This is a genomic window from Pseudomonas sp. HN2, assembly GCF_020736465.1.
Taxonomy (GTDB): domain Bacteria; phylum Pseudomonadota; class Gammaproteobacteria; order Pseudomonadales; family Pseudomonadaceae; genus Aquipseudomonas; species Aquipseudomonas moraviensis_A.
The window spans coordinates 659,847-680,774 of record NZ_CP085885.1 but is presented as its reverse complement, the minus strand read 5'-3'; the positions used below and the strand labels follow the sequence as shown (position 1 = coordinate 680,774).

Genomic DNA, 20,928 nt, shown 5'->3' with positions numbered 1-20,928 from the left:
GCGAGCAGGCTCACTCCTACAAGGGGACTCAAGGAGATTCTGGACATGCTGCAAGTCGACAAGCTGCATCAGTATTACGGCGGTAGCCACATCCTGCGTGGCCTGAGCTTTGACGTGAAAGTCGGCGAAGTCACCTGCCTGCTAGGGCGTAACGGCGTGGGCAAGACCACCCTGCTCAAATGCCTGATGGGCCTGCTGCCGGCCAAGGAAGGCGCGGTGAACTGGGAAGGCAAACCGATCACCACGTTCAAGCCGCATCAGCGCGTGCATGCCGGTATCGCCTACGTACCGCAGGGCCGTGAGATCTTCGGGCGCCTGACGGTAGAAGAAAATCTGTTGATGGGTCTGTCGCGCTTTCCCGGCAGCGAGGCCAAAGAAGTCCCAGGTTTCATCTACGAACTGTTCCCGGTGCTGCTACAAATGAAGCAGCGGCGTGGCGGCGATCTGTCCGGCGGTCAGCAACAACAACTGGCGATCGGCCGAGCGCTGGCCAGCCGTCCGCGACTGCTGATTCTCGATGAGCCCACGGAAGGCATACAGCCGTCGGTGATCAAGGAAATCGGCGCGGTGATCAAACAGCTCGCGGCGCGCGGTGACATGGCGATTCTGCTGGTCGAGCAGTTCTACGACTTTGCCGCAGAACTGGCCGATCAATACCTGGTGATGTCCCGGGGCGAGATCGTTCAGCAGGGTCGCGGTGAGAATATGGAGGCCGAAGGTGTTCGCGGGCTGGTCACAATCTAATGCGGCGGTCTAATCTGTAGCTTCCTAACGATAATCACAACACCATGAATTCAATTGTTGCACCTGCCCTGTTTACCCCCAGCTGGCACGCCGAGCTGGAACTGGCCTACGCGCGTTTCGGCGACTGCACGCGCCCGGTCATGCGCCGCCACCTCGGCCCGCTGCGGGTGCAAAAGCATCTGTACGCGGAAGGCCCCGAAGTCTGCCAGCACATCATCGTCCATCCGCCGGGCGGGATCGCTGGCGGCGATCGGCTGGATATCAGCGCCCGCGTCGAACCCGACGCCTGGGCACAGATCACCAGCCCCGGCGCCGCCAAATGGTATCGCGCGGGTGGGCCGGCGTATCAGCAGCTCGACTTGCAAGTTGCTGCCGGCGCGACCCTGGAATGGCTGCCGCAGGAAACCATCGTCTACAGCGCCGCGCAGGCCGAGTTGAGCACGACGATCGAACTCGAAGGCGATGCGCGACTGTTCTACTGGGACGTGGTGGCGCTGGGTCGTCCGGCCAGCGGCGAGCGTTTCGGCCTCGGGCATTTTCAGGCGCACCTGGATATACGCCGTGACGGGCGGTTGCTCTGGCACGAACGGCAGCGCATTGTCGGCAGCGATGGTTTGCTCGACTCGCCAATCGGGCTGGATGGGCAACCGGTGTTCGCGACGATGCTGGTGACCGGTGAGATAGACGCCGAGCTGCTGGAGCGTTGCCGCTCGCTGGGGCATGAGGTGCGCGGGGATTTGACTCAGTTGCCGGGACTGCTGGTGGCACGGTGTCTGGCCGGTGAAGCGTTGCTGGCCCGCGCCTGGCTGATTGATTTGTGGCGACTGCTAAGGCCTGTGCTGCTGGGGCGCGAGGCTATGCCCCCCCGAATCTGGAACACCTGAAATGCATTGCCCTGTAGGAGCTGACGAGTGAAACGAGGCTGCGATCTTTTGATCTTGATCTTTAACAGCAAGATCAAAAGATCGCAGCCTTCGGCAGCTCCTACAGATCGCGATCGACCTGATCATTCTTAACTGCCGATATTGGATTCCAACAATGGACCTGACCCCACGCGAAAAAGACAAGCTGCTGATCTTCACCGCCGGCCTCGTCGCCGAACGGCGGCTGGCCCGTGGCGTGAAACTCAACTACCCGGAAGCCATGGCCTACATCTCCGCCGCGCTGCTCGAAGGGGCCCGCGATGGCCAGACCGTGGCCGAGCTGATGCACTACGGCACCACCCTGCTCAGCCGCGAACAAGTGATGGAAGGCATCGCGGAAATGATCCCGGAAATCCAGGTCGAGGCGACGTTCCCTGACGGCACCAAACTGGTCACCGTTCACCAGCCGATCGTCTGAGGCCGCGCCATGACTTATGCGATTCGCGATGCAACCCGGGCCGATCTGCCGGCGATCCGCGACATCTATAACGACGCCGTGCTCAACACCACGGCGATCTGGAACGAACAAGCTGTCGACCTCGGCAACCGCGAGGCCTGGTTCGACGCCCGTCAACTGCAGGCGTACCCGATTCTGGTGATCGTCGACAGCCAGAACGCAGTGCTGAGTTACGCCTCGTTCGGCGACTGGCGACCGTTCGACGGTTTCCGTCACACCGTCGAGCATTCGGTGTACGTGCGCAGCGATCAGCGCGGCAACGGCCTCGGCCCGCAACTGATGAACGCGTTGATCGAACGCGCCCGCACCTGCGACAAACACGTCATGGTTGCCGCCATCGAAAGCGGCAACGCCGCCTCGATCCGCCTGCACGAACGCGCCGGTTTCACCATCACCGGGCAGATGCCGCAAGTCGGCACCAAGTTCGGCCGCTGGCTCGACCTGACCTTCATGCAGTTGACCCTCAACCCCGGCGCACCGCCGCCGAATGTTCACAAGGAGTGATGTCGATGAACGCCGCCCAGTTGCGCCGCGTCAACGCTGAGAGTTTTGCCCACTATCGCCAGGGCCTGATCGATCTGCTGCTCGACGCCGTCGGTTACGGCGCCAGCGTCGGCTTCATGGCCGACCTCGATGCCGCGCAGGCGCGCGCCTATTTCGACGAGGTGCAGGACAACGTCAACAAGGGCAGCACGCTGCTGTGGGTGGTGGTCAAGGACGAGCAGGTGCTGGCCAGTGTGCAATTGGGCCTGTGCCAGAAAGCCAACGGTCTGAACCGCGCCGAAGTGCAGAAACTGCTGGTTCGCGAACACGCCCGCCGCCGCGGTCTCGGTCAGCAACTGATGCAGGCGCTGGAACTCGAAGCGCCCAAGCACAAGCGCGGCATGCTCTATCTCGACACCGAGGCCGGCTCGCCGGCTGAAGATTTCTACAAGGCGCTGGGCTACGTTCGCGCAGGCGAAATCCCTGATTACGCCTGCGACCCGAACGGCACCTATCGCCCGACCGCGCTCTATTACAAAGTCCTGCAAGGAGCCCAGCGATGATTCCTGGCCAATACCAGATCCAGCCCGGCGACATCGAACTCAACGTCGGCCGTCGCACCGTCAGCCTGAAAGTCGCCAACAGCGGCGACCGGCCGATCCAGGTCGGCTCGCACTATCACTTTTTTGAAACCAACGACGCGCTGACCTTTGATCGCGCAGCCAGTCGCGGCATGCGCCTGAACATTCCCGCCGGCACCGCCGTGCGCTTCGAGCCGGGGCAGAGCCGTGAGGTCGAACTGGTGGATTACGCCGGAAAGCGCCGGGTGTTCGGATTTGCCGGACGCATCATGGGTGATCTCGACTGATTTAGGCGTGCCCCGAAAAGATCGCAGCCTTCGGCAGCTCCTACAAATGTCACTCGGTCTCGAACCGATCACTGACTGTAGGAGCTGACGAGCGCAGCGAGGCTGCGATAGCGAGTAATGCGAGCGATTTCAGACCCAATTGAATCCCAAGGCAAGCACATGAAGATTTCTAGAAGCGCCTACGCCGACATGTTCGGCCCCACCGTCGGCGACAAGGTGCGCCTGGCCGATACCGAGCTGTGGATCGAAGTCGAGAAGGACTTCACCACCTACGGCGAGGAAGTGAAATTCGGTGGTGGCAAAGTCATCCGCGACGGCCAGGGCCAGAGCCAGTTGCTCGCCGCCGAAGTGGTCGACACACTGATCACCAATGCGCTGATCATCGACCACTGGGGCATCGTCAAGGCCGATGTCGGCCTCAAGGACGGACGCATTGCCGCGATCGGCAAGGCCGGCAACCCCGACGTGCAGCCCGATGTGACCATCGCCATCGGCGCCGGCACCGAAGTGATTGCCGGCGAAGGCATGATCCTCACCGCTGGCGGCATCGACACGCATATCCACTTCATCTGCCCGCAGCAGATCGAAGAAGCACTGATGAGCGGCGTGACTACCATGATCGGCGGCGGCACGGGACCTGCCACCGGCACCAACGCCACCACCTGCACCTCCGGTCCGTGGCATCTGGCGCGCATGCTCCAGGCCGCCGATGCCTTCCCGATGAACATCGGTCTGACCGGCAAAGGCAACGCCAGCCTGCCGGAGCCGTTGATCGAACAGGTCAGGGCCGGCGCCATCGGCCTCAAGCTGCACGAGGACTGGGGCACCACCCCGGCGAGCATCGACAACTGCCTGAACGTCGCCGATCAGTACGATGTGCAGGTGGCGATCCACACCGACACCCTCAACGAATCCGGTTTCGTCGAAACCACCCTCGGTGCGTTCAAGGGCCGCACGATCCACACCTATCACACCGAAGGTGCCGGTGGCGGCCACGCGCCGGACATCATCAAGGCCTGCGGTTTCCCCAACGTGCTACCGAGCTCGACCAACCCGACCCGGCCATTCACCCGCAACACCATCGACGAACACCTCGACATGCTGATGGTCTGCCACCACCTCGATCCAAGCATCGCCGAAGATGTCGCCTTCGCCGAGAGCCGTATCCGCCGAGAGACGATAGCTGCTGAAGACATCCTCCACGACCTCGGTGCGTTTTCGATGATCAGCTCCGACAGTCAGGCCATGGGCCGCGTCGGCGAAGTCATCACGCGAACCTGGCAGACGGCCGACAAGATGAAAAAACAGCGCGGCCCGCTGCCGCAGGATGGCGAAGGCAACGACAACTTCCGCGCCAAACGCTACATCGCCAAATACACGATCAATCCGGCGATCACCCACGGCATCAGCCATGAAGTCGGTTCGATCGAAGTTGGCAAATGGGCAGACCTGGTGCTGTGGCGCCCGGCATTCTTTGGCGTGAAGCCGACGCTCATCCTCAAGGGCGGTGCGATTGCCGCCAGTCTGATGGGCGATGCCAACGCCTCGATTCCGACGCCGCAACCGGTGCACTACCGGCCGATGTTCGCCAGCTACGGTGGCTCGCTGCACGCCACCAGCCTGACCTTTATCAGTCAGGCGGCGCAGGAGGCCGGACTGCCGCAAGCCTTGGGACTGAAGAAGAAAATCGCGGTGGTCAAAGGCTGCCGCGACGTGCAGAAAACCGACCTGATCCACAACGACTATCTGCCGGACATCGATGTCGATCCTCAGACCTATCAGGTCAAGGCAGACGGCGTATTACTGTGGTGCGAGCCGGCGGAAACACTGCCGATGGCGCAGCGTTACTTTCTGTTCTGATAACTGCCGGGGGCTGAATACGGACGGGCACATCCGTATTCAGCCGTGCATGGCAAAGGCTCAGGGAAACGCCCACGACATCTGTTGCTCGCTGTAGTTGTAATCCAGACGCAGCTCGGTGCCCGCGGGGATGTCCTGGGTGGCAAATACGGCGTTGAGAATAAAATCCCTGGTGACCAACTGTTTGCCGATCCATTGCTGCGCCTCGACATCGAACGGCACCAGCTCGACGTTGTACCCCTCCGTTGCCTGACGCACAGGTTTGCCCGTCGCGTCATATTCAAAGGTGGAGTTGATGCGGGACATGATGGTGTCACCCAGGATCGCGAGCGGATCGGGGATAAACTCTCCGGCGCCATACTTCAAACGTACACCGGCAAGCATGGTGAAGGTCTGCTCGTGGGGCTGGACGAAGCGTGCTGGCGTGATGGCCCCGCCGTAGACACCCAGCGCCTCGCCTTTGGCAATGCGCCGGTTGGCGACCACCATGGACTGACCGATCAAGGCCCGCTCACCGGGGGCTTGCATATCGGCTTCGGTAAACACGCGCCATTGCAGCTTCTCCTCATACAGCCGCGCGACATCCTCGTACCCTTCAAACCTGATGTAAGGTTTGATCTGCTCGGAGGTGTAGAGATCGCCGTTTTCGAAGCGCACTTTCGTTTGCAGTTTTTTGATGCGAATCGGCCGGCCAGCGGTGTCGCGCAGCGGATACTTGCCGTTGTTGGCGCGGTTGTAGGTACCCAATTGATTGGCCAGGAATGAATAACGCGTTTCACTGCGCATCGTGTTCAATTCTTCCGCCGTGTAAGGCTGGATCGGCATCGATTCGGAGGCCAGATAAAACGTCTCGCCAGCGCCGTCGTGATCAGTGGGCAGCTCTTCGAGCGCCGACTCGAATTCATCGTCACTCTGCCGGCTTACCCTGCGGTTTTTCCGCGGCAGGAGTACGGAACCGTCCGCGGGCGCGGTGAAATCCTGCAGCGGATACCAGTGATTGTGCAGCGGGTCGAACGCGAGAGTGGGACCGGAGGCTTGCGCCTCGCTGGGTAATGTGGCCCGGTACAGACCGGTTTCGGCATCGACGCCAAGCAGGACGGTACCGCCATTCTGCAGGTCGGCGTATTGACGTCCCTTGAACACACGAAACCCCTGAGCATCGGCGCCTGGCAAGGCAACCGTCGAGGGAATCAGATAATGCTGCAGAGAAACGGCTTCAGCGGTCGCGGCCATTGAAGCGCTGGACGATGATGGGTGAACCTGGATGTTCGGCGTTGCGGCTGCGGTCTCGATCTGCCGCGTGCCGTCGCCGGTTCCTTGCGTATCGCGCGGGGTCTGGTGAATGACCGGATCGGGGGTAATGCGCAGCGTTTCAAGACCCTGCGCAGTTGCATCGACAGGCGGGCGCGCAGGCGTGTTCACATCGGCTGTGGCCGTTTTGGGCGGTTTGGGTTTGACTGGCATGGGCAGGCTTCCTTGCAAAGTTTGCGTAGCGCTGGCCCGCGTGGCTGGCGCTACGACAGTCGGCATCCATTGCCGACCTGAGCGCGAAAAAGTATCAGACCCTGCTCACGCTTAACATGGATGGAAACACGCGCAAACACTAACCCGCTGATGACCCGCACACAGCCTTCAGACCCTCTATTCCACCACCAGGCGCCCCAACCGTTGCCGCAACATGCGGTTCTCGGCGCGCAGCGCTTGCACTTCCTCCAGCAGGTCCAGGGCCAGCGCCACGCCTTCCCACTCCAGCTCAAGATCACGCCGCAGCTTCGCCGCACGTTTGGCCAGCGCCAGTTCGTAATCGGTGAAGCGCCATTCCCGGGGCTGCGCGCCCTGAGGTTCGAGGATGCCGTGCTCGACGATTTCGATCACGTAGACGTCCGACAAATCGGCCGCCTCACAGAATTCTGCCAGGTCCAGTTGAACGATCAGGGGGCTGCTCATGATGGGCTACTCCGTCGTCGGGTTCAGAAGTTCTCTCGCGGGTTGAACGCGGCTTTCTTCGCCAGTTCCTGCCACAGCGCCTTGACCTCATCGTCGGACGCTTTCGGCATCACGGCCTTGAGTTGCACGAACAGATAACCGCGCTCGCCGGCCTTGTTCAGCAGGCCGTGGCCCTTGGCACGCATGCGCTGGCCATTCTGACTGCCGGCCGGAACCTTGAGGTTGATCTTGCCGGTCAGGGTCGGCACGGCCACTTCAGTGCCCAATGCCAGCTCCCACGGCGCCAGCGGCAAGGTAATGATCAGGTTTTCGCCTTCGACATCGAATTTCGGGTGCGGCGCAAAACGAATGGTCAGGTACAGATCGCCATTCGCTCCGCCACCGATGCCCGGTGCGCCCTGGCCCTTGAGGCGAATGCGCTCGCCATCGGTCACGCCGGCCGGGATCTTCACGTTCAGGCTCTTGCTGGTGTTGCTCACGTGCTGGCCGTGCGCGTTGTATTGCGGCACCTGAAAGGTGACTTTCTTCGATTCGTTCGACAGGGTTTCTTCGAGGAAGACCGGCAATTCCATTTCCACGTCTTGCCCTCGGCGTCCGCGTGATTGGCGGCTCTCGGCGCCACCGAAACCGGGGCCGCGATTGCCGAAGATCGAACTGAAGAAGTCCGAGAAGTCGCCGGTGTCGCCACCGCCGCCGCCAAAACCGCCACGGCTCTGCCAACCCGGTGGCCCCTGGAACGGCTGACCGTGCTGGCCATAACGACGCAACTCGTCGTATTCGGCGCGCTTGTCGGCGCTTTTCAGCGCTTCATAGGCTTCCGAGGCGTCCTTGAACTTGGCCTCGGCGTCTTTTTCCTTGCTGACATCGGGGTGGTATTTGCGCGCCAGCTTGCGATAGGCCGCTTTGATGGCCTTGTCGTCGGCTGTCGGCTCCACGCCGAGTATCTTGTAATAGTCTTTGAAGTCCATTGAAGGATCACCATCCGTTATCGATTTCGCGCCGAGGCCAGCGTGCGCCCGAATGGCGCGTGCCGGGTTGACCGATCTCAAGGTTGTGACCGGGTGGCGCCGCAGAAGTTTATCGGCAGTGGACGACGGTTCTTGCGACCGCCGGTGTGTCTGCCGGCCCATGCCAGCAAGTTTGGGGCGATGCGGCGGTTTTCAACCTGCCAAGTGGCGAAATAGCGGATGACCGGCCTTCGAATCTGCCGCGCACTGACATACACTGCGCGGCCGTTTTTTGACCGGAATCCGAAAGACATGAAAGACGCCTCTCCAGCCCGTGCCTGCGGCATCGACTTCGGCACGTCCAACTCCACCGTCGGCTGGCTGCGCCCCGGCATGGACACCATGATTGCGCTGGAAGACGACAAGATCACCCTGCCGTCGGTGGTCTTCTTCAACATCGAGGAGCGCCGCCCGGTGTACGGTCGCCTGGCCCTGCACGAGTATCTGGAAGGCTACGAAGGCCGCCTGATGCGCTCGCTCAAGAGTCTGCTCGGTTCCAAGCTGATCAAGCACGACACCAGCGTCCTCGGCACGGCGATGCCGTTCAAGGACCTGCTCGGGCTGTTCATCGGTCAGCTCAAGCACCGCGCCGAAGCCGCCGCCGGTCGGGAATTCGAACAAGTGGTGCTGGGCCGTCCGGTATTTTTCGTCGATGACGATCCGTTGGCTGACCAGGAAGCCGAAGACACCTTGGTCGAAGTGGCGCGCAAGATCGGTTTCAAAGACGTGTCATTCCAGTACGAGCCGATCGCGGCGGCATTCGACTATGAGTCGACCATCGAAAAAGAAGAGCTGGTGCTGATCGTCGACATCGGCGGTGGTACCTCCGACTTCTCGCTGGTGCGCCTGTCGCCCGAGCGCCGCGCTGTGGATAACCGTCACGATGACATCCTCGCCACCGGCGGCGTGCACATCGGCGGTACCGACTTCGACAAACAGCTGAGCCTGCAGGGCCTGATGCCGCTGTTCGGCTACGGCAGCCGGATGAAAAGCGGTGCCTACATGCCGACCAGCCACCATATGAACCTGGCGACCTGGCACACGATCAACTCGGTGTACTCGCAGAAGTCCACGCTGGCCCTGGGCAGCATGCGCTACGACATCGAAGACACCGGCGGCATCGATCGCCTGTTCAAACTGATCGAACAGCGCGCCGGCCACTGGCTGGCGATGGAAGTCGAAGAAACCAAGATCCAGCTGACCCACGCCGACAGCCGTCACGTGCCGCTGGACCGCATCGAAGCCGGCCTGAGCGTCGAGCTGACGCGTGCGCTGTTCGAATCGGCAATCGAAACTTTGCTCGAGCGCGTGCGCGGCAGCGTTACGCAGCTGTTGAATGACGCCGGAGTTGCGGTCGATCAGGTCGACACGGTGTTTTTCACCGGGGGTTCGAGTGGCATCCCGGCCCTGCGCAACAGCGTGTCGGCAATGTTGCCGAACGCGCGGCATGTCGAAGGCAACATCTTTGGCAGCATTGGCAGCGGCCTGGCGATTGAAGCGATGAAGCGCTACGGCGCCATGAACTGACCACACTCTCTGTGGCGAGGGAGCTTGCTCCCGCTGGACTGCGCAGCAGGCCCCTGCTTTGGACTTTCAAGAGCGGGGCCGCTTCGCGCCCCAGCGGGAGCAAGCTCCCTCGCCACAATGGTCGACAGCCAGACAGTCAGCTCAAACCATCCCGCCCAGCTTCAACTCACTCTTCAGGTACGCGTAATAAATCGGTCCCGCCACCACGCCCGGCAAACCGAACGCGGCTTCGAACACCAGCATCGCCAGAAGCAACTCCCACGATTTGGCACTGATCTGCCCGCCGACGATGCGCGCGTTGAGGAAGTATTCGAGCTTGTGGATAACGATCAGGTAGCCCAGCGCGGCGAGCGCTACCCAGATCGACAGCGACAGGCCGACGATGGTGATCAGCGTGTTCGACATCAGGTTGCCGATCACCGGCAGCAGGCCGAGCAGGAAGGTCAGCACGATCAGGGTTTTGGTCAGCGGCAGCTTGATGCCGAACATCGGCAGGATCACTGCGAGGAAGATCCCGGTGAACACCGTGTTGAGCAGGGAAATCTTGATCTGGGCGAAGACGATATTGCGAAACGCCTGCACCAGCAGATGCAGACGGTCGAACAGGGCCGCGGCCAGGGGTTTGCGCTTGGTCACGTCGGGGATGCGCTGCAGGGCGATGATCGCGCCGAGCACCATGCCGATCAGCAGGGTGACGAACATGTGCGCGGCGTCCTTGCCGACCAGTTGCAGGTCGGCCAGATGCTTGCTCGCCCACTCGCCGATCGCCACGCGAAACTCCGCCGCGCTGGCCGGCAGATAGGCGTCGATGAACGGCGGCAACTGCCCCCGCGCGCGATCGACCACGCCCATGAATTTATCCAGCGAAGCGCCCGGATTTTCCGCTTCATGCAGGAGGAAACTGATAGCCCCGGCGAAGATCAGCGCCAGCACACTCACCACCAGCGTGCCGAGCAGCGCCACCGCCAACCAGCGCGCACGCCGCCCTTCGATCAGTCGTTGCAGTTGCGGGGTGAGCATGTTGACCAGCTCGAACACCAGCAATCCGGCCAGCAGGCTCGGCAACAGGCGCAGCGGCAGCACCAGCAGCAGTCCGCCAAAAATGATGATGCAACTGACCCAGAACACAACATGACGCTGAGAAAACGTTGGCATACAGCCTCAAAACGAACGGCGTGAAAGGATGGGCAGTCTGCCAGCGATCCGGGGTTAGCACTAGGGATATGCGGGGTTTCGGATTTTCGTGCAACGCGTGCGATTTTCCCCCTCACCCTAGCCCTCTCCCAGAGGGAGAGGGGACCGATTGGGGGTTGCTCGAGAAATTTGCCGACCTGAACGTGCAGCGCCGAATCCGCCATCGACTCGGTATTTCAGACCACAGTTCCTGTCGGTATACATGCGGTCGGTCCCCTCTCCCTCCGGGAGAGGGTTAGGGTGAGGGCAAATCTCAAGCCGACCGAATCAATCGGACACGCATGGAGCCCGCTTATTTCTTCTTCAGACACTCACTCATGAATGTCTTGCGCGCATCGCCGGTCAGCGCCTTGGTTTTCGCATCGGCATTGCAGGTAGTCATTTTCTGCTGCTGCGGGGTCAGCACCTTGCCATCGTTGGCCGCTGGCGCCGCTTTCAGGCAGGTGCTCATGAACGCCTTGCGCTCATCGCCCTTCAAGCTCTTGGCGGTCGCATCGGCATTGCAGGTGGTCATCTTGTTCTGTTGCGCCGTGGCGGCGAAACCCTGGGAACACAGGAGCAGACCGATCATCAACAACGGCACACGCAACATCTTCATGGAGTTTTCTCCTTGTTGCCGCACCGATGGATGCGGCCTCTGTCGCAGTGTAGTCAAAGCTTGTTACACCTTCCTGTCGTCGAGGTGGCTGCGCCGATACTGCTCTGGCGTACAACCGGCCTGGCGGGAAAACATGGCGATGAAGGCCGAGCCGCTGCTGTAGCCGAGATCGAAAGCGATTTCCTGCACCGAACGCGACGTCTCCAGCGCTTCGATCGCCGCCAGATAACGCAGGCGCTGACGCCACTCGCCAAAGCTCATGCCCAGCTCGCGGACAAACTGCCGCGCCAGCGTGCGCTCGCTGACATGCACCTGCGCGGCCCAATGCGCCAAGGGCTGATTGTCGCCCGGCGCCGCCTGCAAGGTTTCCAGAATCGTCAGCAGCCCGGGACTGCTCGCATACGGCAGGTAACATTCCTGCACCGGCGCTTGTTGCAGTTGATCGACCAGCACCTGGGCCAGACGCTGGTCGGCCGCATGTTCGGGGATCTTCACATCGCGGGCGGCGAAGTCCTTGAGGATCGCCTTGAGAATGTCGCTGATTGCCAACGTGCAGGGGCGCGCCGGCAAGCGCGCGCAGACATCGGGATCAAGGCACACCGCGCGGTAGTTGACCGGTTGATGACTGTAGAAACTGTGCTCGACCTCGGGCGGCACCCACACCGCGTATTGCGGCGGCGACATGAAGCGACTGCCGTCGACATCCATGTGCAGCACGCCATGGGCCGCGTATTCCAGCGTGCCCCAGGGATGCCGATGGGGCGCGGCATATTCGTGGGCATTGAAATCGGCGTAGCGGAAGTACACCGCTGACGGCAATTGGCTGAATGCGAGCAAGTCGATGTGTTTACTGTTCATGCTGTCCGGATGCAGGGGCAGGTTGTCTGGTTCGCAGTATAGGCCTGCATCCAGACAGGGGATAATCGCGCTTCATCAACGCTCTGGTTTTGTCCCATGCAATACGCGTTTCCCCTGCTGGCGATTTTCATCTGGGCCGGCAATACCGTGATCAACAAACTGGCCGTCGGGGCGATCTTCCCCGCCGAGATCGGTTTCTATCGCTGGCTGCTGGCCGGGCTGCTGTTTACGCCGTTCATGCTGCGCAAAGTCATCGCGCACTGGCCGCAGATTCGGCCGAACCTGGGGCGGATCTTCGTCCTCGGCGTGCTCGGCATGGCGGTGTATCAGAGCCTCGCCTACTTCGCCGCGACCCTGACCACGGCCACCAACATGGGCATCATTCTCTCGCTGATGCCGTTGATGTCGCTGGCCATGGCGATCGTCAGCCTCGGTCAGCGCCTGACGGCTGGCGCCCTGGTCGGCGCAGTGCTGTCGTTCGCTGGCGTGCTGGTGGTGGTGTCGGCCGGCAGCCTCGGTGCGCTGCTGCAACACGGGGTCAACATGGGTGACGCGATGATGCTGATCGCGACGCTGGCCTATGCGGTTTACAGCACGCTGTTGAAAAAATGGCAGCTGCGCCTGCCACCGTTGGTGCTCCTGTACTTGCAGGTGCTGGTGGCGATTGTGGTGTTGTTTCCGTTGTTCGCGGTGTCGCCGAAGACCGGTTTGAATCTGCAGAACGTGCCGCTGGTGCTGTATGCGTGCCTGCTCGCTTCGATGGTCGCGCCGCTGGCGTGGATGCAGGCGGTGCAGCGGCTGGGGCCGAGCCGGACAACGTTGTTCTTCAATCTGCTGCCGCTGATTACCGCGATGATTGCCGCGGTGGTGCTGAAGGAGCAGTTGGCGATGTATCACCTGGTGGGCGGATTGCTGACCTTGGGTGGGGTGGTTTTGTCGGAGCGCTGGACCACAGTGTTGGGCCGCAGGATCAGCGTCGCCTGAACCGACGCTTTCGCGAGCCGGCTCGCTCCCACATTCAAGCGCATTCCTTCAGTTGAAATGCAGACACCTGTGGGAGCGAGCTTGCTCGCGAAGAACGATGACGCGGTTTGACTGTTAACACCCAGCCGCCTCCAGCCGCGCCGCATGCTCGACAAACAGCCGCACCGGATCCGCGCCCTTGCCCACCAGCCCCAGCGACTGATTGACGATGTCGAAATGATCCAGCGGATAGTCATCACCGATTACCGTGCCCAGATGCGAGCTGTAACGACCGACCATGCCATCGCACTGCCAAAGCTCGCGAACGAAGGTCGTGGCGAACAGGCGGCAACTGCGATTGGTGCCGTCGAAAAGATTGCCACCACGATCGGTCTTGCCCGGCTGCAGCGTTCCTGACCAAGAGTAGTAACGCACTCCGTTGACCTCTTCCGGGCCCTGCCCGCCCCAGGTTTGCGGCAACCCTTGTGGATAACGTTGATTGAACAAGGCAACGCCCGCCGTCGTCAGCGAGTGGTGGGAGGCATGGATATCCACAGGCAATCTTGGCCCGTGATAACCGGTGTCGAGCATCGCCATGATCCAGCCGATCAAGCGCAACAATGCTTCGAGCAGACGCCCTTTGGCGGTGTTCGCCGGATAGTTTTTTTCCAGATGATCGGCCAGCTCCGAACCGTGATTCGGCCCGGCCACCGAGGTTACCGAGGCGACCAGATCGGGACGTTTCGCCGCTGCATAGCGCGCCGTCAGCGCGCCCTGGCTGTGACCGAACAGATTGACCTTCTGCGCCCCGCTCTCGCGGAGAATGTCCTCGATCCGCGCCAGCAACTGCTCACCGCGCACTTCGGTGGAGTTGAGCGGCGAAACCTGCACCGCGATCACCGTCGCACCACCATGGCGCAAGGCCTTGATGATGCCGAACCAGTACGGGTAAAGCACCAGCCGGACAAAGCCGAGCATGCCCGGCACCAGCACCAGTGGATAACGTGTCGACATGGGTTACATCCTTGTGCGCGGTGAGTGGAGGCCTGACGTGCAAGACGCCCGCCAAGCATCCACCGTGACGATGACAACTCTTGGATGAGCCTACATCAACCCCACCTGAAACTCCCGGGCCAGTTCGAGCAAACGCTGCTCGGCCTCGGCCACCGACACCGCGAAGGTGCGCTCAGCGGACTCCTCGCCTTCTGCCGCGACCACGCTGACGTCATTGATACCGATAAAGCCCAGCGCAGTGCGCAGCCATGGGTCGGCGTGATTGAGCGCCGCCAGGTCCCCGCCCGGGCCAAAGCCGAAACCGCCGCGACTGGTGACGATCAAGGCTTTCTTACCCTGCAACAATGGGCTGTACTGCGCGACGCCATTGTCCAGCGTGTGATCGAAGGTCAGCCCCAACCGCACAATCTGATCGACCCAAGCCTTGAGGCCGCTGGGCACGCTGAAGTTGTACATTGGCGTGGAAATCAGCAGCAGATCGTGGGTGAACAACTCGTCGACCAATTGATCGCTGAGCGCCAGATCCGCCTGCATCACCAATGGCCGCGCCTGCGGTTGTGGATAAAACGCCGCCGCCACAAAAGCCTCGTTGACTGCAGGAACCGGCACCCGCCCGACTTCGCGGCGGGTCACCTGCCCTTCTGGATGACGCTCCTGCCAGGCACTCAGAAATCCCTCCGCCAAACGCCGCGAAGTCGACCGATCCCCACGCGGACTGCCATGCACCACAAGAATCCTGCTCATCTATAAATCCTCCAGCTAAACTCAAACCTCTTGAGGCCTGCAGCGTGAAGCCGCTCGCTGCTGCTCTTCAAATGAGCAAAAATCAGTCGGGATGAATTCATTTCATCCATGGAGTTTTCAATGTTCACTTCTCTGCCGCTGACCGCCCTGCGCGCTTTCGAATCCGCTTCTCGCCTGCTGAGCTTCAAGGCGGCGGCGGAAGAACTGGCGGTGACGCCGACGGCGATCTCTCATCAGATTCGTTCGCTGGAGGACTGGCTCGGCGTTGCCCTGTTCGAACGCCTGCCGCGGCAGGTGCGCCTGACCGAGGGTGGCGAGCGTCTGTTTCGCAGCGTGCACGGTGCGCTGCTGGAGGTTGCGCAAAGCGTCGACACCCTGCGCCCGCAACGCAATGCCAGCACCCTGACGTTGTCGACCACGGCGGCGTTTGCCGCGTTGTGGCTGGTGCCGCGCCTCGGGCGCTTCTATGCGCAACATCCGACGATCAATGTGCGCCTCGATACCCATTGCGAGGTCATCGATTTGCATCAGGACGCCAGCGTCGATCTGGTCTTGCGCTACAGCCTCGACGATTACCCGAACCTGTATGGACTGTGTCTGTTCGACGAATCCTTCGGCGTTTACGGCTCGCCCGAGCAGGTGGCGCTGGCCGCGCGGCGCACGCCGACACTGATCAGCGTGCTCTGGCACAACTCGAAGCTGTATGCGCATGGCTGGCAAGCGTGGTGCGCCAGGGCCGGTGAGCATTGGCTGGAGCAGAATCCGGTCAATCGCGCATACGACGAGGAGCATTACGCGCTGCAAGCGGCGATCGCCGGTCAGGGCCTGGTGCTGGCGAGCAATATTCTGGTGTCGGAAAGCGTCAGCAGCGGTCTGCTGGTGCCCTACCGGGGCGAGGTGCAGGTCGACGGCGCCGGATACAGCGCGCTGTGCGTGCCGGGCCGCGAGCGGCATCCACCGGTGCGGGCGTTTTTCCGCTGGTTGCAGGACGAAGCGCTGTTGTCTGGACTGACCCCGAGATCGCAGTCTTCAGCAGTTCCTGCACGGAGCCCGGCGTAAATCGCATAAAACTTTTCGCTTCGCTCAAGACTCACAACCTGGGTAGCGACCGCGTCTTCAGAACGTGGCGCCCATCGGATTAGCCTCCAGGAGAATGAAATGAGTGACCTGCATTTGTCTGATGTTCAAACCCTGCGCGAACGCGCACGGCAACACGTGGAAAACGGCGCGGTCACCGAGACCTACAGTGCCAACCGTGAGGAGGTGCTGCGCTTGCTGAACGAGTCGCTGGCCACCGAACTGGTCTGCGTATTGCGCTACAAGCGCCATTACTTCATGGCCAACGGCCTGAAAGCCAACGTCGCCGCCGACGAATTCCTCGAGCATGCCAACCAGGAAGCCGAACACGCCGATCGCCTCGCTGAACGCATTGTGCAACTGGGCGGCGAGCCGGAGTTCAACCCTGACCTGCTGAGCAAGCTGTCCCACGCGCAGTACGTGGCCGGCAATTCGCTCAAGGAAATGGTTTACGAGGATCTGGTGGCCGAGCGTATCGCGATCGACAGCTACCGGGAAATCATCCAGTACATCGGCGACAAGGACCCGACCACCCGCCGCATCTTCGAAGACATCCTCGCCCAGGAAGAAGAGCACGCCGACGACATGGCGGACATCCTCAACGACCTGTAACCCTTAACAGCAAAAGATCGCAGCCTTCGGCAGCTCCTACACAAGGAACGCATTCCAAATGTAGGAGCTGCCGAAGGCTGCGATCTTTTGATCTGCCCTGCTTACTTGGTAGGTTTGACGGTCACCGGCGCCTTGCCCTGCTTCATCTGCTCCAGCAACGGCGCGCATTGATTCGGCTCGCCACCGCTCGGCGCCACCAGCGCCAGCAATCCCGCCGCTGGTGCGGCGATCACGCCCAACGCGACCATCCCCGCTCCACGCAACATCAACGGTACGGCTTTGACGCCGGCATCCGGCTTGATGAACTTGCCGCGCACATACAGCGGCGAGCGCAGGGAGATCAGGCGCCAGCCCTTGGATTCAGGCGTCACGGTCAGATCGAGTTGCTCGGTGGCCATGTTTGCCGTGCCATCGATGTAGATGATTGCGTTCTCCGTATCGAAGACAAACAGCCGCGTGGTCGCCAGGCCGGTCTTGATATCGAAGTCCGCCGCCGCGCAATTGATCTTCACTTCCTTGTCGCCAAAGATCTTCCCGACCACGTAGTTACCGACATTGAGCCCGGCCAGTTCCATCAGCTCACGGCTGATCGCACCGTCGTTGATCAGCATCTTCAGATTACCGTTGGCGCCGCCGAGCAGCTTCGCCACGGAATTGCCACGGCCGCTGATGTCGGCATCGCCGTTGAGCTCACCGAAACTGGTTTTCATCGGTTCGAAAGTCGGGAACAACTCTTTCAGCTTGAACTTGCGTGCGGTCAAACGCGCCCGGCCTTCCAGTGGTTCGGTGCGGCCATTGAGGCGAATCTGTGCATCCAGGGTGCCGCCAGCAACGCCGAAGCGCAGCGGTTCCAGGCTGAGCTCGCCATCGTTGAGTTTCACATGGGTATAGAGGTCGTTGAACGGCAGCTTCTCGCTGTGGACGATACGTTTGCCGGTGAACTCGACATCGGCATCCATGGCGCGCCAGCGGTCGGTCTTGAACTCTTCTACCGGCAGAACCTTGTCCGCGGGTTGCTTGCTCGCACCGCCACGGGCTTTCTGTTCGGTGTTGGAGTCGGCGCCGATCAATGGCGCGAGGTCGGCGAACAGCAGTTGATTGGAGAGCAACGCACCGCTGAGTTTCGGCCGTGGCTGGCTGGCGACGTAGGTGAGGTCGCCGTGGATGTCGCTGTCGCCGATCTTGCCGTTGAATTTCTCGTAAGTGAATCTCGCCCCGGCCTCGTCATGCAGCTTGGCGATCAGGTGACCGTCGGTGGAATACGGTGGCGTGTCCGGCAGGGTTACGCCGGTCAGCGGATAGAGATTGCCAAGGCTATCGCCGGCGAGCTTCAGGCGCAGGTCGAGGGCGCCGAGGTTAAGCGGGTCGGTGAGGGTGCCGGCCAGCTCAATTCGGGTGTCGCCAATCTTCGCCTGGGCCTGCAACGGGAACGGTTTGCTCGCGTCCTGCAAAGCCAACAGCCCGCCGATCTTGCCCTGCCCGGTGAGATTCTGCGCGTGGTACTGGCCTTTGACCTTGAGCGCAAAAGCGTAGTCCTGCGGTGCGCCGCCCTTGTCCTGAGCGGTTTTCGCCGCTTTGTCGCCGACGATTTCGCTGAAGGGGATCGGCTTGCCGAGCGGGTCGATCAACACGTCGAGATTGGTTTTCAGGGTCTGATCGTCGAGGGTCACGTGGCCCTTGTCGAAGCCGATCGCGCCGATGTCGACCACCCAGTTCGATGGCTCGGCATTCGGGTCCTTGGGGTCGAATTTGAAGGTCCAGTTGGCGCGGCCATCGGCCAGACGTTGCAGCTCGGCATTCGGCTCGGTCAGGTCGATGCGCGGAATCACCACGCGCTGGGCCAGCAGGGCCAGCGGCGAAATGCGCAGCTCGACGCGTTTCAGCGTGACCATCTGCGGCTGCTTCGACCAGTCCGGATTGCCCAGGCTCAGGTCCTCCGCGACCACGTGCGGCCACGGCACCCAGGCACGCCAGCCGCCCTCTTCCGGCTCGCGCTGCCAGATCACCGCGAGGTTGCCATTGATGGCAAACGCCCGGTGCAGTTCTTCCGAGACTTTGGCGTTGATGGTGGGTTTGATCCGGTTCCAGTCGAAGAACACGATGATCAGAATCAAGGCTGCCACTAGCAGCACGAGGATGGCGAAGGTCCAACTGAAGATTTTTCCAGTGCGCGTCATGCACAAAGCTCCTGATCACGACTGCACGCCGATTACCCGACGCACAGCTGAAACGGCAGACCGAAGCGGCCCCTATGCAGTCTGTGACTGGCGAAAGGCCCGCAGGTTTAATCGAAAGGCAGTTTAAGCCATAAAAAGCGCAGCAAATCTGACCGATCGGTCGAGCAGTGTTACCGCGACCCGCACTTTTGCGAGGCGCGAGTGAGTCGAAAATACCCACGACGGTGCAAAACCGCCGCCCGGAAAGCCCCGTGCTAGAGCCTTCGCGTGGAACAATCAATTCTGTTGATTATTACCATTGCGTTTATGAACTTTTATATCGACTTATCGAGAGTAGCATTGCCCTCGTACCCACTTTATCGCCCTCCCAAGGAGCCACTATCATGAAACGCCAATTACTGCTCAGCCTTACCCTGTCGATGCTAGCCAGCACTGCTTTCGCCCTGCCCGCTGCCGATCAGGCCACTCCGCAAATCAAATCGAGCCACTCGGTGTTTAGCCAGACCGTAGCTTCCGACGGTTCCGAGCGCACTCCACAAGGTCAGACCCTGGTTGAAAACGGCCGCAACCGCCTCGAAGAAAAAGGCCTGGTTCAAGACGGCTCGGATCGCACCCCACAAGGGCAAGCCCTGGCTGAAAACGGTCGCAATCGCCTCGAAGAAAAAGGTCTGGTGCAAGACGGTTCGGATCGCACGCCTCAAGGTCAGATCCTCGCCTCCGACGGCACCGAGCGCACCCCACAAGGCCAGACCCTGGCGTCTGACGGTTCCGAGCGCACTCCACAGGGCCAGACCCTGGCTGATGACGGCTTCGATAAAACCCCACTGGGTCAAGCCCTCGCTGAAGGCGGTGGTGACCGTGTGATCGAACGCAACAGCAAACTGAGCTGAGCCCATGACGGCCCGGCAAAAAAGCCCAATCAGCGGATTGGGCTTTTGACTTTTCAGCTTCTGTAAATTCCTCGCTGCACGACTCCCCGTTCGACGCCGACAAAGCCGATTTGCTAGAGTGCGGCGCTTGTCCTGCCGAAGAACACACCCTGCGATGCTGCCCCGCGCCGAACAGAAACAACAGACCCGCAACGCCTTGATGGACGCTGCCCGCCACCTGATGGAAAGCGGCCGAGGATTCGGCAGCCTGAGCCTGCGCGAAGTGAGCAAGACCGCCGGCATCGTGCCCACTGGGTTCTATCGTCACTTTGCCGACATGGACGAGTTGGGGCTGGTGCTGGTCAGCGAAGTCGGCCAGACCTTCCGCGAGACCATCCGCCTGGTGCGGCACAATGAATTCGTCATGGGCGGCATCATCGATGCGTCGGTGCGCATCTTCCTTGATGTGGTCAACGCCAACCGCTCGCAATTCCTGTTTCTCGCCCGCGAACAGTATGGCGGCTCGCTGCCGGTACGGCAGGCAATCGGACGCTTGCGCGAGAACATCAGCGCCGACCTCGCGGCGGACCTGGCGCTGATGCCCAAACTGCAACATCTGGATCTGGCGGGTCTGAGCGTGATGGCCGACCTGATCGTCAAATCAGTCTTCGCCACCCTCCCCGACATCATCGACCCACCGCCCGAAGCCTTGCCGGAGCACCTGACGCCGCAGGCGAAGATCACCCAGCAACTGCGCTTCATCTTCATCGGCCTCAAGCACTGGCAAGGGCTGGGCAGTACCGAATAACTCCCCCCTCTCTCTGCTACCCCACAAATCCCCTGTGGGAGCGAGCCTGCTCGCGATAGCGGTTTAACAGTCAGATATTTACTGACTGATCCACCGTCATCGCGAGCAGGCTCACCCCTACAAGGGTGCACCGCAATAGCCTCGATTTGGTGCATGACAAATTCTTCATGCACCAAAACCTTCCAGAATCCCCGCGCC

22 protein-coding genes are annotated in these 20,928 nt (G+C 61.3%); 13 read left to right on the top strand and 9 right to left on the bottom strand.

What is annotated here, in order from left to right:
* Positions 1-45 precede the first annotated feature (45 nt).
* The 7 genes from urtE to ureC all read left to right on the top strand — a co-directional run bounded on the left by urtE (position 46) and on the right by ureC (position 5,335).
* A complete protein-coding gene (urtE, locus tag LIS66_RS02895) occupies positions 46-744 on the top strand; it encodes an urea ABC transporter ATP-binding subunit UrtE (protein ID WP_016771889.1) in 699 nt (232 codons plus the stop codon).
* 44 nt (positions 745-788) lie between these two features.
* Positions 789-1,628 (top strand): urease accessory protein UreD, encoded by an 840-nt coding sequence (locus LIS66_RS02890; protein ID WP_227973582.1) that lies wholly within the window; start codon positions 789-791, stop codon positions 1,626-1,628.
* Between the two features lie 154 nt (positions 1,629-1,782).
* Positions 1,783-2,085, top strand: a complete 303-nt coding sequence (ureA, locus tag LIS66_RS02885) for an urease subunit gamma (RefSeq protein WP_042608931.1) — start codon at positions 1,783-1,785, stop codon at positions 2,083-2,085.
* 9 nt (positions 2,086-2,094) lie between these two features.
* Positions 2,095-2,628 carry a GNAT family N-acetyltransferase gene (locus LIS66_RS02880; protein ID WP_227973581.1) on the top strand — a complete coding sequence of 178 codons (534 nt, stop codon included), beginning with the start codon at positions 2,095-2,097 and terminating at the stop codon, positions 2,626-2,628.
* A gap of 5 nt (positions 2,629-2,633) precedes the next feature.
* Positions 2,634-3,170 (top strand): GNAT family N-acetyltransferase, encoded by a 537-nt coding sequence (locus LIS66_RS02875; RefSeq protein ID WP_042608933.1) that lies wholly within the window; start codon positions 2,634-2,636, stop codon positions 3,168-3,170.
* Positions 3,167-3,475, top strand: a complete 309-nt coding sequence (locus LIS66_RS02870) for an urease subunit beta (protein ID WP_083354099.1) — start codon at positions 3,167-3,169, stop codon at positions 3,473-3,475. Before LIS66_RS02875 ends, LIS66_RS02870 begins: the two co-directional genes overlap by 4 nt.
* 159 nt (positions 3,476-3,634) lie before the next feature.
* Positions 3,635-5,335, top strand: a complete 1,701-nt coding sequence (ureC, locus tag LIS66_RS02865; protein WP_042608935.1) for an urease subunit alpha — start codon at positions 3,635-3,637, stop codon at positions 5,333-5,335.
* 60 nt (positions 5,336-5,395) lie between these two features.
* Here ureC and LIS66_RS02860 read toward each other — a convergent pair whose 3' ends face one another.
* The 3 genes from LIS66_RS02860 to LIS66_RS02850 form a co-directional block, all read right to left on the bottom strand.
* Positions 5,396-6,799 carry a hypothetical protein gene (locus LIS66_RS02860; RefSeq protein ID WP_227973580.1) on the bottom strand — a complete coding sequence of 468 codons (1,404 nt, stop codon included), beginning with the start codon at positions 6,797-6,799 and terminating at the stop codon, positions 5,396-5,398.
* A gap of 177 nt (positions 6,800-6,976) precedes the next feature.
* Positions 6,977-7,282 (bottom strand): chaperone modulator CbpM, encoded by a 306-nt coding sequence (locus LIS66_RS02855; protein ID WP_042608936.1) that lies wholly within the window; start codon positions 7,280-7,282, stop codon positions 6,977-6,979.
* Between the two features lie 23 nt (positions 7,283-7,305).
* Positions 7,306-8,250 (bottom strand): DnaJ C-terminal domain-containing protein, encoded by a 945-nt coding sequence (locus LIS66_RS02850; protein WP_024011397.1) that lies wholly within the window; start codon positions 8,248-8,250, stop codon positions 7,306-7,308.
* 291 nt (positions 8,251-8,541) lie between these two features.
* On the opposite strand from LIS66_RS02850, the gene LIS66_RS02845 reads away from it, so the two are divergent.
* Entirely contained in the window at positions 8,542-9,816 is a 1,275-nt protein-coding gene (locus tag LIS66_RS02845; RefSeq protein ID WP_227973579.1) for an Hsp70 family protein, read from the top strand.
* 141 nt (positions 9,817-9,957) lie between these two features.
* Here LIS66_RS02845 and LIS66_RS02840 read toward each other — a convergent pair whose 3' ends face one another.
* The 3 genes from LIS66_RS02840 to LIS66_RS02830 form a co-directional block, all read right to left on the bottom strand.
* Positions 9,958-10,971, bottom strand: coding sequence for an AI-2E family transporter (locus LIS66_RS02840; RefSeq protein ID WP_039756974.1), 1,014 nt, complete (start codon positions 10,969-10,971; stop codon positions 9,958-9,960).
* 331 nt (positions 10,972-11,302) lie between these two features.
* Positions 11,303-11,608 (bottom strand): PsiF family protein, encoded by a 306-nt coding sequence (locus LIS66_RS02835; RefSeq protein WP_064363040.1) that lies wholly within the window; start codon positions 11,606-11,608, stop codon positions 11,303-11,305.
* Between the two features lie 63 nt (positions 11,609-11,671).
* Positions 11,672-12,466 carry an AraC family transcriptional regulator gene (locus LIS66_RS02830; protein ID WP_227973578.1) on the bottom strand — a complete coding sequence of 265 codons (795 nt, stop codon included), beginning with the start codon at positions 12,464-12,466 and terminating at the stop codon, positions 11,672-11,674.
* A 96-nt stretch (positions 12,467-12,562) separates the two neighbouring features.
* Between LIS66_RS02830 and LIS66_RS02825 the strand changes: the two genes are divergently transcribed.
* Complete coding sequence (locus LIS66_RS02825) at positions 12,563-13,450, top strand: DMT family transporter (protein WP_227973577.1); 888 nt, start codon at positions 12,563-12,565, stop codon at positions 13,448-13,450.
* Between the two features lie 114 nt (positions 13,451-13,564).
* Here LIS66_RS02825 and LIS66_RS02820 read toward each other — a convergent pair whose 3' ends face one another.
* Both LIS66_RS02820 and LIS66_RS02815 read right to left on the bottom strand, forming a co-directional pair.
* On the bottom strand, positions 13,565-14,443 hold the full coding sequence (locus LIS66_RS02820) for an esterase/lipase family protein (protein WP_227973576.1): 879 nt from the start codon (positions 14,441-14,443) through the stop codon (positions 13,565-13,567).
* A gap of 90 nt (positions 14,444-14,533) precedes the next feature.
* Complete coding sequence (locus tag LIS66_RS02815) at positions 14,534-15,187, bottom strand: FMN-dependent NADH-azoreductase (RefSeq protein WP_123419916.1); 654 nt, start codon at positions 15,185-15,187, stop codon at positions 14,534-14,536.
* Positions 15,188-15,295: 108 nt separating this feature from the next.
* On the opposite strand from LIS66_RS02815, the gene LIS66_RS02810 reads away from it, so the two are divergent.
* Together LIS66_RS02810 and LIS66_RS02805 are read left to right on the top strand one after the other, a co-directional pair.
* Positions 15,296-16,246 carry a LysR substrate-binding domain-containing protein gene (locus tag LIS66_RS02810; protein WP_227973575.1) on the top strand — a complete coding sequence of 317 codons (951 nt, stop codon included), beginning with the start codon at positions 15,296-15,298 and terminating at the stop codon, positions 16,244-16,246.
* A gap of 99 nt (positions 16,247-16,345) precedes the next feature.
* Positions 16,346-16,876 (top strand): ferritin-like domain-containing protein, encoded by a 531-nt coding sequence (locus LIS66_RS02805; RefSeq protein ID WP_042608942.1) that lies wholly within the window; start codon positions 16,346-16,348, stop codon positions 16,874-16,876.
* A 101-nt stretch (positions 16,877-16,977) separates the two neighbouring features.
* Here LIS66_RS02805 and LIS66_RS02800 read toward each other — a convergent pair whose 3' ends face one another.
* The gene (locus LIS66_RS02800; RefSeq protein WP_227973574.1) at positions 16,978-19,053 is read right to left on the bottom strand and encodes an AsmA family protein; all 2,076 of its coding nucleotides are present in this window, start codon (positions 19,051-19,053) and stop codon (positions 16,978-16,980) included.
* Positions 19,054-19,436: 383 nt separating this feature from the next.
* Here LIS66_RS02800 and LIS66_RS02795 point away from each other — a divergent pair, with 383 nt between their 5' ends.
* Positions 19,437-19,943: a hypothetical protein gene (locus LIS66_RS02795; protein ID WP_042608944.1), complete on the top strand. Its 507-nt coding sequence runs from the start codon at positions 19,437-19,439 to the stop codon at positions 19,941-19,943.
* Between the two features lie 154 nt (positions 19,944-20,097).
* A complete protein-coding gene (locus tag LIS66_RS02790) occupies positions 20,098-20,730 on the top strand; it encodes a TetR family transcriptional regulator (protein ID WP_042608945.1) in 633 nt (210 codons plus the stop codon).
* Positions 20,731-20,928: the final 198 nt, after the last annotated feature.

Coding starts and splice junctions, on each gene's coding strand:
- LIS66_RS02845 (WP_227973579.1), top strand. CDS start 8,542: ATGAAAGACGCCTCTCCAGCCCGTGCCTGCGGCATCGACTTCGGCACG.
- LIS66_RS02810 (WP_227973575.1), top strand. CDS start 15,296: ATGGAGTTTTCAATGTTCACTTCTCTGCCGCTGACCGCCCTGCGCGCT.
- LIS66_RS02860 (WP_227973580.1), bottom strand. CDS start 6,799: ATGCCAGTCAAACCCAAACCGCCCAAAACGGCCACAGCCGATGTGAAC.
- LIS66_RS02880 (WP_227973581.1), top strand. CDS start 2,095: ATGACTTATGCGATTCGCGATGCAACCCGGGCCGATCTGCCGGCGATC.
- LIS66_RS02815 (WP_123419916.1), bottom strand. CDS start 15,187: ATGAGCAGGATTCTTGTGGTGCATGGCAGTCCGCGTGGGGATCGGTCG.
- LIS66_RS02790 (WP_042608945.1), top strand. CDS start 20,098: ATGCTGCCCCGCGCCGAACAGAAACAACAGACCCGCAACGCCTTGATG.
- LIS66_RS02800 (WP_227973574.1), bottom strand. CDS start 19,053: ATGACGCGCACTGGAAAAATCTTCAGTTGGACCTTCGCCATCCTCGTG.
- LIS66_RS02890 (WP_227973582.1), top strand. CDS start 789: ATGAATTCAATTGTTGCACCTGCCCTGTTTACCCCCAGCTGGCACGCC.
- LIS66_RS02795 (WP_042608944.1), top strand. CDS start 19,437: ATGAAACGCCAATTACTGCTCAGCCTTACCCTGTCGATGCTAGCCAGC.
- urtE (WP_016771889.1), top strand. CDS start 46: ATGCTGCAAGTCGACAAGCTGCATCAGTATTACGGCGGTAGCCACATC.
- LIS66_RS02870 (WP_083354099.1), top strand. CDS start 3,167: ATGATTCCTGGCCAATACCAGATCCAGCCCGGCGACATCGAACTCAAC.
- LIS66_RS02825 (WP_227973577.1), top strand. CDS start 12,563: ATGCAATACGCGTTTCCCCTGCTGGCGATTTTCATCTGGGCCGGCAAT.
- LIS66_RS02805 (WP_042608942.1), top strand. CDS start 16,346: ATGAGTGACCTGCATTTGTCTGATGTTCAAACCCTGCGCGAACGCGCA.
- LIS66_RS02855 (WP_042608936.1), bottom strand. CDS start 7,282: ATGAGCAGCCCCCTGATCGTTCAACTGGACCTGGCAGAATTCTGTGAG.
- LIS66_RS02835 (WP_064363040.1), bottom strand. CDS start 11,608: ATGAAGATGTTGCGTGTGCCGTTGTTGATGATCGGTCTGCTCCTGTGT.
- LIS66_RS02840 (WP_039756974.1), bottom strand. CDS start 10,971: ATGCCAACGTTTTCTCAGCGTCATGTTGTGTTCTGGGTCAGTTGCATC.
- LIS66_RS02820 (WP_227973576.1), bottom strand. CDS start 14,443: ATGTCGACACGTTATCCACTGGTGCTGGTGCCGGGCATGCTCGGCTTT.
- ureA (WP_042608931.1), top strand. CDS start 1,783: ATGGACCTGACCCCACGCGAAAAAGACAAGCTGCTGATCTTCACCGCC.
- LIS66_RS02850 (WP_024011397.1), bottom strand. CDS start 8,250: ATGGACTTCAAAGACTATTACAAGATACTCGGCGTGGAGCCGACAGCC.
- ureC (WP_042608935.1), top strand. CDS start 3,635: ATGAAGATTTCTAGAAGCGCCTACGCCGACATGTTCGGCCCCACCGTC.
- LIS66_RS02875 (WP_042608933.1), top strand. CDS start 2,634: ATGAACGCCGCCCAGTTGCGCCGCGTCAACGCTGAGAGTTTTGCCCAC.
- LIS66_RS02830 (WP_227973578.1), bottom strand. CDS start 12,466: ATGAACAGTAAACACATCGACTTGCTCGCATTCAGCCAATTGCCGTCA.